Below are 12,868 nucleotides of genomic sequence, written 5' to 3'. Positions count from 1 at the left end.
ATTTGGCAGACATAATGCGAACATCGGCTAATTAGCGAGCTTGAGGCGCGACATGGGATCGTTGAGCTGGCGGAATTCACCGCCAGGCGGACGCTCCGCCTGCCCTCAAAGGCAGCCGCCGGGCAGGCTACGCCGCGGGGTACGATGCTACTGACATGGCCAAGCCTTCGCTAACGAGCGTTCAGCTCCGGCCACCATATGAACACTCATAAAATAGCTATTCTGCTCCGCCCAGCGTAAATATGCCGCGCGCAGCGCCGATCGGTCATAGCGTGGAGCGCGGCATTCCGCTTTTCGCGCGACGATCATCATGTCGAGCACGCCTTGGAGGTAAGCGCCGCATCGCGGCTCATTCGCTTGACAGCTTACGAACAACGCCGAGCCCGTCGCCGACGCGGGTTCGGTTTGGCCGATCGCACTATCAGGCAGGGCGGCCAAAGCGGCGCATAACAATATCCATCGCCTTGGCCGCATTTTCGTCTCCTATTCCGCAGTATCATTTCGGAAGGGGCGCACGGCCCTCGACGGCCGGCGCCCCGTGCTGATCCATCATTCGCGGCCGAGCACCTGGCCTTCGGGCGTGACGAACAGTTCGATCGTCTTTCCGTCGCTGTTCTTGCCCTTGATTTCATAGAGCGTGCTTCCGTCCGCCTTTCGGGTGACTTGCTCCGCTTTGCTTATTGACGCGAGTTGCGCGCGTGCCGCGTTCATCGCGGCCTCGGGCACCTGAGCAAGCGGGATGTCTCGTTCGCTGTGCTTGCCGATTATCCGGTTTTCGTTCGCCTCGTGGTTTTGCGCGATCGCCACGCCCGCGATCGCCAGCGCGGCCGCGCCCACGCCTGCGACAACAGTGAGAGTTCGTTTGCTAGCCATGTTCCATTCCACTTCCTGCATAAGGGCCGTGGGGTCGGGCGGGCGGCGGTTACGGCCCAATGAGCCGTCGTCCGAGTTCAACTCCTCTGATTGTTCATCCTGTCGAGCGCCGCGCGCAGCCCACGGGCGAGCTTGGCTGCGTCGTCGTTGGCCCAGAAGTGCATGAAGAACAGCCGCGGCTCGTCGTTTAGCATATGATTATGCAGCGCCGTGACCTCGATCCCGTTCGTCCGCAGCACGCGCAGGACCGGATCGACCTCGTTTGCGACAAGTACGAAATCGCCGGTGATGGCGGCTCGGCCGTCCCCGGTTGGCTGAAAGTTGATCGCGGTCGCCGTGCCCATCGTCGGCGGAGTCTCCATATCGCCGTCCATCAGCCGCTCGGCGCGCGGAAAGCTGTATTGGAGGATGCCACCGGCCGTCTTGCCCTCACCGCCCATCAACCGGTTGAGCGCGGCCACATCGAGGTCGAGCCGCGATGCGGCTGCGCTGGCCGAAGGCGATTGCGGCGCGGCGAGCGGGGTCCGACTGGCTGATAGCGCTTGCCGGAGCGCGGCCGCGAGCTTCACCGGGTCGCCGTGGCCGGCAATGTGCATGTACATGGTCGCAGGCGAAGAGCGGAGCAGGTGATTGTGGAGCGCGGTGATCGTAAAACCGCTTGCGAGCAGGCGGCTCAAAACGGGGTTCACCTCGTCGTGGGTCAGCACGAGATCGCCCATCACCATCGCCTCGTCGCCCATCGGCTGAAACGCCGCCCAAGAGCCGAGCGCGAGGGAGGGCTTGATCGTCACCCCATCCAGCGTGACGCTCAGGTCCGAACGCGGGAAGCTGTAGCGGTGAACGCCCCCCGGCTGTTCGGCCCCCGCTCGTCCTATCGCCCGGTCGACAGCCGACCAGTCCGGCGCTGCCCATGCCGGGCTTGCCAGCAGGAGGCTGGCGAATCCCAAGGCGATGGTCTTTTTCAGCATAATTGATCCTTCATCAGCGCACTCGACACGGAAAGCCTCACGTCATGCGAGCGCGCCGCCGGCGAGCCGCGACATTGCGCTCCGGTTTCTTTCTTCGGGATAAGCAGTCCTATGCTCATGAGGCTTGTGATGCAACCCTTACACTTGTAGGCTAGTGACGATACAACTATGACAAACACACAAGCTTCCCCTTGGTTGCTCCTGATCCCGCAGCTTCCGGCTAAGCCTGCCTATTTGCGGGTGAAGGTCTGGCGGCGTTTGCAGGCGATCGGGGCCGCGCCGCTCAAGAACGCCGTCCATGCGCTCCCCAATCGCGAGGACACGCGCGCGCTGTTCGAAGAACTGCATCGCGAGATCACCGAAAATGGCGGCGAGGCGCTGATCCTCGAAGCGCGCCTTGTCGGCGGCATGGGCGATGCGGAGCTGCGCGGAGTGTTCGACGCTGCGCGTGACGCCGACTATGAGGAGTTGGCACGCGAGGCGCGCGCGCTGTGTGAGGGCGAGTATGTCGCGGCGGCGGATGTGGGCCGCCTGCGCAAACGCCTGAACGAGGTCGCCGCGATCGACTTTTTCGGTGCGCATGGTCGGCAGGCGGCACAGGCCGCCATCACCGAGGCGGACCGCCGCTCTCACCAACATCCCGATGTGAGCGGCCCCGGTGCGCCCGAGCTGACCCCGGCGGAGCTAAAGCGCCGCGTTTGGGTGACGCGCCGCCATGTCCATGTCGATCGCATCGCGTCCGCCTGGCTCATTCGCCGCTTCATCGACCCCGAGGCGAGCTTCAAGTTCGTCGAGGGCAAAGGATATGTGCCGGAGCCTGACGAACTGAGGTTCGACATGGCGGACGCTGAGTTCACCCACGAAGGCGACCGCTGCTCCTTCGAGACCTTGGTGTTCCTCACCGGTCTCGAGACCGACCCCGCGCTGCGGGCGCTCGGCGAAATTGTTCACGACCTTGATATTGCCGATGCTCGGTTCGAGCGCCCGGAAACTCCGGGAGTGAGCGCGCTTATCGCCGGCATCTGTGCCGGCACCGACGACGACGAGGAGCGGATCGCGCGCGGATCGACCGCGCTCGACGGATTCTATGCTCACTTCACCCGGCGAAAAGAGGACTAAAGATGGAGGCCAGCGCACGCGCTGAAATCGCAGTCGAGACGCTGCACGAGCACGGCATCAGCTTTGGCGAGGCGGTGCGCGTCTGGATCAGGGTCGCGCTGCTCAGCTTCGGCGGACCGGCGGGCCAGATAGCGGTGATGCATCGCATCCTGGTCGAGGAGAAGCGCTGGATCGGCGAGGAGCGGTTCCTCCACGCGCTCAACTATTGCATGCTGCTGCCCGGCCCTGAAGCGCAACAGCTAGCTGTCTATATTGGCTGGTTGCTCCATAAGACCAAGGGGGGCCTGGTCGCGGGCGCGCTATTCGTGCTGCCCGGCTTCCTCGCGATTTTAGGGCTCAGCTATGTCTATGTGCTGCTCGGCGAAGTGCCGCTGGTCGAGGGATTGTTCTTCGGATTGAAGGCCGCCGTGCTGGCGGTGGTGCTACAGGCGGTGGTCCGGGTGGGTTCGCGTGCCTTGAAGAACAACGTCATGCGCGGTTTTGCCGCGCTGGCGTTCGTCGCGATCTTCGTGCTCGACGTGCCCTTCCCGCTGATCGTGCTTGCCGCCGCGCTGATCGGCTTCTTCAGTGGCCGCGCTGGTTACGCCGCATTCAAGGGCGGCGGCGGACATGGTCCCGCCGGCGCTGAGATAATCCACGACCGCGACACCGCTCTTGGCGAGGGCCTTCCCGACCATGCCCGGCCGAACCTCTCTTGGTCGCTGCGCATCTCCGGCGTCCTGCTGCTGCTCTGGCTCGGGCCGGTCGCAGCGCTGCTGTTCGCGTTCGGCCCCGACGACGTGTTCAGCCGCATCGCCACCTTCTTCAGCCAGATGGCGGTGATGACCTTCGGCGGCGCCTATGCGGTGCTCGCCTATGTCGCGCAGGAGGCAGTCGAGACCTATGGCTGGCTCCAGCCCGGCGAGATGCTCGACGGGCTCGGCATGGCCGAGACCACGCCCGGGCCGCTGATCATGGTGACGCAGTTCGTCGGCTTCCTCGCGGCCTTCCGCGAAGCGACCGGGCTGCCGCCGCTCGTCGCCGCGACCTTCGGCGCAATCCTCACCACCTGGGTTACCTTCCTGCCATGCTTCCTGTGGATCTTCGCCGGCGCGCCATTCATCGAGCGGCTGCGCGGCAACCGCGCATTGTCGGCCGCGCTTTCGGCGATCACCGCCGCAGTGGTCGGCGTGATCCTCAATCTGGCGGTCTGGTTTGGTATCCACACTCTGTTCGAGCAAGTCCGCGAAGTGCCGTTCGCAGCCGGCACCATCGATCTCCCAGTCCTAACGTCCGTCAACTGGCCGGCGCTGGCGCTCGCGGTGGGTGCGATACTCGCCATGTTCCGGTTCAAGGCCGGCATGCTGCCGGTGCTCGGCGTCTGCTCGGTCCTCGGGGCCGCATATGTAATGATCATCTGAAGGAGTGACGCGTGACGATCGACCATCTTTCCCGACGCAGTGCAATCGCAACTCTTGGCATCGGAGCCGCCGCCATGACTATCAACGAAGCCTCTGCGCAGACGCCGGCCGCAGCGCCGGCGGCTGCCCCCGCCTTTGCCGGAAATCATCAGGTCAAGCCGCTCAGGTTCAATCCCGCCAGGCTTCACGGCCTCTCCGAAAGGCTGATCACATCGCACCACGAGAACAATTATGCGGGCTCGGTCAAGGCCCTGAATATGATCGAGACACGACTTGCCGCCGCGCTCGCTGACACGGACCTGCCGCCGGTGGTCTATGGCGGATTGAAGCGCGAGGAGCTGCACCGCACCGGCTCGGTGGTGCTCCATGAGGTCTATTTCGACGGGCTCGGCGGCAACGGCCAGGCAGCCGGTTCCATCCGCGACGCGCTGGGCGCGGCGTTCGGCTCGTTCGACCGCTGGGAAGCCGACTTCCGCCGTACCGGGATGAGCCTTGCCGGCGGATCGGGCTGGTGCGTGCTCGTCTACAATCTCCACACGCGCTCGCTGCACAACCATTGGGCGTGGGATCATATGCACGGTGCGATTGCCGGCGTGCCGCTGCTCGCGCTCGATATGTACGAGCACAGTTTCCACATGGATTACGGCACCGCCGCCGCCAAATATGTCGACGCCTTCTTCCGCAACATCGACTGGGAAGTGGTCGACCGGCGCTATGCCGCGGCTTTGCGCGGCGGCGGCTGAACCCGACCGCCGTGGCTTAACACCCACTGCTGCGCGACACCTGAGTTCGCGACCACAAAGGGGACAGGTCCGATGGGGAGATGCAACAATGACATCCGGCCCGAACATCGCTCTTCTTTGGCGTGGGCAAGCAGCCGAGTGGACGCATCGCTTTCATGAAGCCCGGCAGTGGCCGATAATGCAGGCCTTGCGGGCGCTCGGGGCGACCGCAAGGCCTGTACTGTACAGGGACGAGGCGGTTCGCGAGATTCGGGACGAGCTGCTGTCGTGCGACACAGTGCTGGTCTGGGTGAATCCGTTGGACATTTCAGGCGACCGCTCGCAGCTCGATCCAATGCTGCGCGAAGTCGCGGGGTGCGGCGTTGTCGTCAGCGCGCATCCTGACGTGATCGCCAAAATCGGCGTCAAGGAAGTGCTCTACACAACGCGATCCATGGAATGGGGCAGCGATGTCGATCGATACGTGGACGCTGAAGGCCTTCGCGCTCGTTTCCCCGAACATCTTGCCGCAGGCCCGCGCGTGCTGAAGCCGAACTACGGCAACGGCGGCAGGAATGTATGGCGTGTCCAACTAGACGAAGCGGGAAACGCTCCGGCTTTGAAAACGTCGGTGAAAGTTCAAGAGGCCCGCCAAGGAAGCAAATCGGAGCGCATCAGCCTAGCCGAGTGCTTGGAAAGGTGGGTGCCGTTTCTAAACGACGGCGGCGTGCTGATCGATCAGGCTTATCAGCCGCAGTCGTCCGAGGGCATGGTCCGCTGCTACGTGTGCGGGCACCGAGTGGTTGGCTTTGGGCACAACCTGATCACTGCGCTGATGACGCCAACGGCCATTGATACAACGTCGTCAACCCCACAGCCGATGGGCCGCGCCATGTTCGGACCGGAGGTGACGCGCTTCGCAGCCTTACGGAAAGCGATGGAGGATCGCTGGATTCCAGAGATGCAAAGGTTGCTGTCGATCGCCGACCACGATCTTCCGCTTCTTTGGGACGCCGACTTCCTATTTCGCCCTGGTGAAGCCATCAGCGATGGCTCCTATGCGCTTTGCGAGATCAATGCTAGTTCGGTTGCACCATTTCCGCCAAGCGCCGTCCAGCCAGTCGCCGCAGCGGCAATCGGTCGCGTTCTTGCCATTCGTTTGACGAAGGAGACCTCCAATCCTCATTGATATGATTCAAGCAATTCAAGAGACGTGACATTGGTCGTATCAATCAGACAAGCCTAAGGGTGAGCGAGGCTGGGTGAAACCGGCTCAGGTGGCAGCGCGGAGATACTGGTAGAGGGTTTCGCGACTGATCCCCAGGTCACGGGCGATGACGGCCTTGCGCTCGCCGTCATCAACACGGCGGTGCAGCTCGGCGACCATTTCGTCGGAGAGGGAACGTTTCCGCCCGCGATAAGCACCGCGTTGTCTGGCGACCGCAATGCCTTCGCGCTGCCGCTCCCGGATCAGGGCGCGCTCGAATTCGGCGAACGCACCCATGACCGAGAGCATCAGGTTGGCCATCGGGGAATCCTCGCCCGAGAAGGCCAGGCTTTCCTTCACGAACTCGATCCGGACGCCTCTTTTGGTGAGGGACTGAACCAGTTTGCGCAGATCGTCGAGATTACGCGCCAATCGATCCATGCTGTGGACCACGACGGTGTCACCCTCGCGGGCGAAGGCGAGCATGGCATCGAGTTCGGGGCGGTTGATGTCCTTGCCCGATGCCTTGTCGGTGAAAATCCGGTCGAGCGACTGCCCGTCCAACTGGCGATCGACATTCTGATCGAATGTGCTCACCCGGACGTAACCGATCCTCTGGCCTTTCATCGCCGCCTCCGGTCAAAATGTCAGGTTGAATTCTATGACACGGCGGAACATGCGTCAATAAATGCTTGCCATAACCCTATCCTGACAGAAACCGCCGCTGCATCCTGACGTCCGGTTAGGCTATACTCCAAGCTGACATCACGAAATCAAATCCCTCAAAGATGGCGTCAATTGCCTTGATGGGGTAAAAACTGGAGTGCTTCCAGGATGGGACATTCGGCAACGTCATCTCCAGTGCATCTGGCTAACGTGGTCGCCAGCGTCACCTCTATCTTCTGCAAATCTGCAATGCGGCGGCGGACATCTTCAAGGTGGAGTTCGGTTCTCGCCATAACCTCCGCGCAGGTTTGTGCACCGGTATCGGTGAGCGACAACAATGACCGTATCTCATCCATTGCATAGCCAAGGTCGCGCGCGCGCAGGATGAACTGCAACCTTTGCACCAGTTCCGGCGAATAGACGCGGTAGCCGTTGGAACTGCGAGGCGGCCCCGGCAGCAATCCCACCTTCTCGTAATAGCGGATGGTTTCGAGATTGCAGCCTGTTTTCCGGGCAAGCTGGGCACGCAAGATGCCGACCTGTTGCTCCATGAAAATACCTCTTGAGTCTGTAGTGGCTACAGAGCCTACACTGCGAATCACTCAGTTGGAACAAGGGATTCAAGCCATGGTCTCAACGCCGGAAGCGGGACAGCCAGCCCTCACCGAAAACCACGAGCCGAAGCAGGCAAACTGGGTTGCGGCGGGCGCATTGATCGGCGCGGGGCTCGCCTCGGCTTGCTGCGTCGTCCCGCTACTGTTGGTTATGCTCGGAATTTCCGGCGCGTGGATCGCCAACCTGACGGCGCTCGAACCTTACAAGCCCTATGTCGCAGGCGTAACGCTCGCGCTGCTCGGCTACGGCTTCTGGCATGTCTATTTCAAGCCGAAACCGCCCTGTGAAGACGGTTCCTACTGCGCTCGTCCACAATCGGCTTGGACCACCAAGGCGGTGCTGTGGCTGGGCCTTGCCGTCGCCATCCTGGCGCTCACCATCGACTGGTGGGCACCCTGGTTCTATTGAAAGGAAATACCCATGAAAAAGACAGTATGTATCGCTATGGCCGTGCTGGCTATGGCTGGCGGCGGGGTCGCCTATGCAGTTAGTGGCACGGCGCAAGATCGCCCCGCGGCTACCGCAACCGCTCAGAAGCAAACCACCTTTGCCATAGAGAACATGACCTGCGCCACCTGCCCGATCACCGTGAAGAAGGCGATGGAAGGCGTCGCCGGGGTAACGGCGGTCACGGTCGATTTCGCAGCCAAGACCGCGCGCGCAACCTATAACCCGCGCCGCACCAATGCTGCTGCGATTGCCGCTGCATCAACCAACGCGGGTTATCCGGCGCGCGCTATTCAAAACTGAGCGGGGCGCCGCCAGCGCCTCAAGAAAGCGATAAGCAATGAACGACTGTTGCAACCGCCCCGGGCAGGAAGGATTTGACGTGGCCGTCATCGGCGCGGGTTCTGCCGGGTTCTCCGCCGCGATCGCCGCTGCCGATCTGGGCGCGAAAGTGGCGCTCGTCGGTCACGGCACGATTGGCGGCACCTGTGTCAATGTTGGCTGCGTTCCTTCCAAGACGCTGATCCGCGCCGCCGAAGCGGTGCATGGTGGGCTTGCCGCCGCGCGCTTTCCCGGCCTTGGGGGCGCTGTCCAGATGGATGACTGGTCCGTATTGGCGGCGTCGAAGGACGATCTTGTCACGACGCTGCGCCAAAAAAAATATGTCGATCTGCTGCCCGCCTATGACGGTGTGAGCTATATCGAGGGCAAGGCACGCTTTGCCGATGGTGCGCTGATTGTCGGCGATGCGCCCATGAAGGTCGGCAAGGTCATATTGGCGATGGGTGCGCACGCCGCCGTGCCGCCGATTCCGGGGATGGACAGCGTGCCCTACCTAACCAGCACATCGGCGCTGGCGCTGGATCGCTTGCCCAAATCGCTGCTGGTGATCGGTGGCGGGGTGATCGGGGTAGAACTGGGACAGATGTTTTCGCGTCTGGGCGTTGATGTCACCATCTGCTGCCGAAGCCGCCTGCTCCCCGAAATGGACCCGGAAGTGAGTGCCGCGCTGAAAAACTATTTGGAAGCCGAGGGCGTGCGGGTTTGCGCAGGTGTCGGCTATCAGCGTATCGCCCAAACACAGAGCGGGGTCGAATTGACCTGCGAGGGGCATTGTGACACCGTCGCGGCGGAACAGGTGCTCATCGCCACCGGACGCCGACCCAATAGCGACGGGCTTGGGCTGGAGGAGCGCGGCATAGTGCTTGCCCGTAATGGTGGAATCGTCGTCGATGACCACCTCGAAACGTCGGTTCCAGGCATTTACGCGGCGGGCGATGTAACGGGACGGGACCAGTTCGTCTACATGGCCGCCTATGGCGCAAAACTGGCCGCGCGCAACGCGGTGACGGGCAACCAATACCGCTACGACAATTCCTCCATGCCATCCGTCGTCTTCACCGACCCGCAAGTCGCCAGCGCCGGCCTCACTGAAACGACAGCACGGGCGCAAGGCCTGGACATCAAGGTTTCGCTGCTCCCGCTCGATGCTGTGCCAAGGGCACTGGCAGCACGCGATACGCGGGGTCTCATCAAACTGATTGCCGACAAGGCGAACGACCGTTTGCTGGGCGGCCAGATCATGGCACCCGAAGGCGCGGATTCGATCCAGACACTGGTGCTGGCGATCAAACACGGCATGACCACCCTGGAATTGGGTGCAACGATATTTCCTTACCTGACCACTGTGGAAGGCCTCAAACTGGCGGCCCAAACGTTTGATAAGGATGTCGCCAAACTGTCTTGCTGCGCCGGGTGATTGCTCGGGGATCAACCGGCAACGAATGGCCTCCCTCCAGTGCAAGCCGCTTTGGTGTCAATTTTGTTATTCGCCTCAGCGGGAGAGCAAAATGGCACGACGCCGACTTCTGACCGGAGACGAGCGCCGGCGCCTGTTCGATCCTCCTGTCCAAGAAACCGCGATCATTGGGCATTATACCCTTTCTGCGGAAGATGTTGAATTGGTTGGGCGCCGCTATGGTCCAGCAAATCGCCTCGGTCTGGCTGCACAAATCGCTTTGATGCGACATCCCGGCTTTGGTCTGCAACCCGAGATCGGGCTTCCCGACGTCATTCTTCAGTACCTCGCGGCACAGTTATTCGTCGATCCTTCCTCCTTCTCTGCATATGGTCAGCGCGCGCAAACCCGTACCGATCATGCCGATCTCGTGGCGCGTTATCTTGGCATACGCCCGTTTCGACGCGGCGACCTGGCACTTGCCCTGAATCTTGCCGCGCAAGCCGCCGAGTATACAGACAGAGGTGAACCGATTGTTCGCGCCCTCATGGTTGGCCTGAAGGGTGAGCGGTTCATTCTTCCGTCAGGCGACACACTGGAACGCGCCGGTCTTGCTGGCCGGGCACGCGCACGCAAAGCTGCCGCAGCCGCAATCGTCGAAGGCCTCAGCTCTGCTGAACTGACACGGCTAGACGAACTCGTAATCAACAACCCGGATTTCGGCATGACACCGCTGGCGTGGTTGCGTAATTTCGAAGAAGCCCCGACTGCGGCCAATATCAATGGCTTGCTTGAGCGCCTGCGCTATGTTCGCGGCATAGGTATCCACCCGGTAGTTGGGGGCGCCATTCCGGAATTCCGCTTTGCCCAATTTGTCCGCGAGGGCGGCGTGGCACCGGCATTCCTGCTTTCGGATTACAGCGTCAATCGCAGGCGGGCGACGTTGACGGCCGCAGTGATCGACCTTGAGGCCAGACTTGCCGATGCCGCGATCCAAATGTTTGACCGACTTATCGGCGGCATGTTCACGCGCGCGCGGCGTGGGCGCGAGCGTCGCTACCAAGATAGTATTCAGTCGGTGGGGCAACTCATGCGGCTGTTTGGCGCCACGATTACAGCACTTGATGAGGCTGTCCAGAATGGCGGCGATCCGCTCGAATTGATTGACGAAGCGGTGGGCTGGCACCGGCTTGTTGCGGCAAAGGCCCAAGTAGATGCCCTTGCTGATCTTGCCGGCGAGGACGCACTGGTAACGGCAACCGAGCGTTACGCCACGCTACGGCGTTTCAGCCCGGCATTTCTGGACGCCTTCACCTTCAAGGCGTCTGGAACAGGGACGGCACTGATCAAAGCCATCGATGTCATTCGCGATGCGAACACACGAAAGTCGCGCGACCTTCCCGATGGCGTTCCACTGCCATTCCCCAATCGGCAGTGGAAGCGTCTCATCACCGAAAGCGGCCGTATCGACCGCCGACGTTATGAAATTGCGATCATGGCAACCTTGCGTGATCGTTTGCGCGCCGGTGATGTATGGATCGAGGGAACCCGCAACTATCAGCGCTTCGATGCCTATTTGCTGGGTCGGCGCGACGCCGCCAAAGTGGCGGATGTGCTTCCGTTCGATTCAAATGCTGCATCCTACCTCGCTGACCGGGCACGAAATCTTGACTGGCGGCTGCGCCGATTTGCCAAGCAGTTGAAAACAAACAAGCTTGAGGGAGTGTCGCTCGAACGAGACCGGCTCAAGCTTCAGCAAATGCCGCCTGTCACCCCACCGGAAGCTGAAGCCCTCGATCGCAAGCTCGATACCCTGCTTCCCCGCGTGCGCATCACCGAGCTGCTGCTTGAAGTCGCCGAACGCACTGGTTTTTTGAACGCATTCCGTGACCTGCGCTCAGGCAAGGAGCACGACAACCCCAGCACGGTACTCGCCGCAATTCTGGCTGATGGCACCAACCTCGGGCTGGAGCGGATGGCCAATGCCAGCGAAGGCGTCAGCTATGCCCAACTCGCATGGACCCACAACTGGTATCTTTCACCCGAGAACTATCAGGCCGCGCTGGCCATGATCATCTCAGCCCATCACGAATTACCCTTCGCGCGGCATTGGGGCGCTGGCACCAGTTCGTCGTCCGATGGCCAGTTCTTCCGGTCGGGGCGGAGCCGTTCAGGGGCGGCGGACGTCAATGCCAAATATGGCGCCGAACCTGGCGTGAAAATCTATTCTCACCTTTCCGATCACTTCGCATCATTCGGATCACGGATCATGTCCGCGACGGCAGGTGAAGCGCCTTACGTGCTCGACGGGCTTGTCCTGGGCGCCGGCAACCTTCCGTTGCATGAGCACTATACCGATACCGGCGGCGCCACCGATCATGTTTTCGCACTCTGCCACCTACTCGGGTTCCGCTTCGCGCCCCGGCTGCGCGATATTGGCGACCGCAAGCTGGGTTCGATCGCTGCGCCATCGACATACAAGGGCATCGAAAATCTGATGGGCCGCACCATCAAAACGGCAGCGATCGAGGCCGATTGGGATGACATCGTCAGGATTGTCGCCTCAATCAAGGATGGCACGGTGGCGCCGTCAGTAATCTTGCGAAAACTTGCCGCCTACAAACGCCAGAACAGGCTGGATTTTGCATTGGCTGAACTGGGCCGTATCGAGCGCACTTTGTTCACGCTCGATTGGCTTGAACAACCGGAACTGCGACGTGCCTGTCAGGCCGGTCTCAACAAAGGCGAGGCGAGGCACACGCTTGCCGCCGCCATCTATACCAACCGGCAGGGTCGGTTCACCGATCGCTCGCTGGAAAATCAGGAATTTCGCGCATCTGGGCTGAACCTGCTGATTGCGGCGATTTCCTACTGGAACACGGTCTATCTCGACCGGGCCGCCCAGCACCTCAACGCTGTCGGCACGACGTTCGATGCGGCACTGCTTGCGCACCTTTCTCCGATGGGCTGGGCGCACATCAGTCTGACCGGCGATTACCTCTGGGAGCAGGCCAGGCGACTTCCAGCAGGTGAATTCCACCCACTCAACGAGCCAATGGCGCGGTTGAAGCGTGTAGCGTAGCCCATGTTCCGCTTATGTCCGAGAAATCGTT

Annotated in this window: 13 protein-coding genes; 8 read left to right on the top strand and 5 right to left on the bottom strand. The window is 61.7% G+C overall.

Annotated elements, in window-relative coordinates; translation table 11 throughout:
• Positions 1 to 147: 147 nt before the first annotated feature.
• The 3 genes from ACFQ24_RS08820 to ACFQ24_RS08810 all read right to left on the bottom strand — a co-directional run bounded on the left by ACFQ24_RS08820 (position 148) and on the right by ACFQ24_RS08810 (position 1,841).
• Positions 148 to 474: a Rap1a/Tai family immunity protein gene (locus ACFQ24_RS08820; protein WP_223178489.1), complete on the bottom strand. Its 327-nt coding sequence runs from the start codon at positions 472 to 474 to the stop codon at positions 148 to 150.
• Positions 475 to 549: 75 nt separating this feature from the next.
• A complete protein-coding gene (locus ACFQ24_RS08815) occupies positions 550 to 954 on the bottom strand; it encodes a PepSY domain-containing protein (protein WP_228165648.1) in 405 nt (134 codons plus the stop codon).
• Positions 951 to 1,841 carry a DUF1259 domain-containing protein gene (locus ACFQ24_RS08810; RefSeq protein ID WP_008603797.1) on the bottom strand — a complete coding sequence of 297 codons (891 nt, stop codon included), beginning with the start codon at positions 1,839 to 1,841 and terminating at the stop codon, positions 951 to 953. The genes ACFQ24_RS08815 and ACFQ24_RS08810 overlap by 4 nt, the downstream gene beginning before the upstream one ends.
• A gap of 168 nt (positions 1,842 to 2,009) precedes the next feature.
• Between ACFQ24_RS08810 and ACFQ24_RS08805 the strand changes: the two genes are divergently transcribed.
• From ACFQ24_RS08805 to ACFQ24_RS08790, 4 genes are all read left to right on the top strand, one after another.
• On the top strand, positions 2,010 to 2,960 hold the full coding sequence (locus ACFQ24_RS08805) for a chromate resistance protein ChrB domain-containing protein (protein ID WP_025160483.1): 951 nt from the start codon (positions 2,010 to 2,012) through the stop codon (positions 2,958 to 2,960).
• Positions 2,961 to 2,962: 2 nt separating this feature from the next.
• Complete coding sequence (chrA, locus tag ACFQ24_RS08800) at positions 2,963 to 4,360, top strand: chromate efflux transporter (RefSeq protein ID WP_122129123.1); 1,398 nt, start codon at positions 2,963 to 2,965, stop codon at positions 4,358 to 4,360.
• Between the two features lie 11 nt (positions 4,361 to 4,371).
• Positions 4,372 to 5,103, top strand: coding sequence for a Fe-Mn family superoxide dismutase (locus ACFQ24_RS08795; RefSeq protein ID WP_330900703.1), 732 nt, complete (start codon positions 4,372 to 4,374; stop codon positions 5,101 to 5,103).
• Positions 5,104 to 5,191: 88 nt separating this feature from the next.
• Positions 5,192 to 6,271, top strand: coding sequence for a Cj0069 family protein (locus ACFQ24_RS08790; RefSeq protein WP_184106684.1), 1,080 nt, complete (start codon positions 5,192 to 5,194; stop codon positions 6,269 to 6,271).
• An 84-nt stretch (positions 6,272 to 6,355) separates the two neighbouring features.
• Here ACFQ24_RS08790 and ACFQ24_RS08785 read toward each other — a convergent pair whose 3' ends face one another.
• On the bottom strand, positions 6,356 to 6,916 hold the full coding sequence (locus ACFQ24_RS08785; protein ID WP_017184234.1) for a recombinase family protein: 561 nt from the start codon (positions 6,914 to 6,916) through the stop codon (positions 6,356 to 6,358).
• A gap of 167 nt (positions 6,917 to 7,083) precedes the next feature.
• Entirely contained in the window at positions 7,084 to 7,506 is a 423-nt protein-coding gene (locus ACFQ24_RS08780; protein WP_014072603.1) for a MerR family transcriptional regulator, read from the bottom strand.
• Positions 7,507 to 7,582: 76 nt separating this feature from the next.
• Here ACFQ24_RS08780 and ACFQ24_RS08775 point away from each other — a divergent pair, with 76 nt between their 5' ends.
• The 4 genes from ACFQ24_RS08775 to ACFQ24_RS08760 all read left to right on the top strand — a co-directional run bounded on the left by ACFQ24_RS08775 (position 7,583) and on the right by ACFQ24_RS08760 (position 12,837).
• The gene (locus ACFQ24_RS08775) at positions 7,583 to 7,978 is read left to right on the top strand and encodes a mercuric transporter MerT family protein (RefSeq protein ID WP_014072602.1); all 396 of its coding nucleotides are present in this window, start codon (positions 7,583 to 7,585) and stop codon (positions 7,976 to 7,978) included.
• A 12-nt stretch (positions 7,979 to 7,990) separates the two neighbouring features.
• Positions 7,991 to 8,320: a heavy-metal-associated domain-containing protein gene (locus ACFQ24_RS08770; protein ID WP_004213249.1), complete on the top strand. Its 330-nt coding sequence runs from the start codon at positions 7,991 to 7,993 to the stop codon at positions 8,318 to 8,320.
• A gap of 79 nt (positions 8,321 to 8,399) precedes the next feature.
• Positions 8,400 to 9,776 (top strand): mercury(II) reductase, encoded by a 1,377-nt coding sequence (merA, locus tag ACFQ24_RS08765; protein WP_021222959.1) that lies wholly within the window; start codon positions 8,400 to 8,402, stop codon positions 9,774 to 9,776.
• Between the two features lie 91 nt (positions 9,777 to 9,867).
• Positions 9,868 to 12,837: a Tn3 family transposase gene (locus ACFQ24_RS08760; RefSeq protein WP_014072601.1), complete on the top strand. Its 2,970-nt coding sequence runs from the start codon at positions 9,868 to 9,870 to the stop codon at positions 12,835 to 12,837.
• Positions 12,838 to 12,868: the final 31 nt, after the last annotated feature.

Origin of the sequence: Sphingobium olei (genome assembly GCF_042678845.1) — a bacterium.
Lineage (GTDB): Bacteria > Pseudomonadota > Alphaproteobacteria > Sphingomonadales > Sphingomonadaceae > Sphingobium > Sphingobium olei.
The sequence above is the reverse complement of the archived record's forward strand: the minus strand, read 5'-3'. Positions and strand labels throughout refer to the sequence as shown.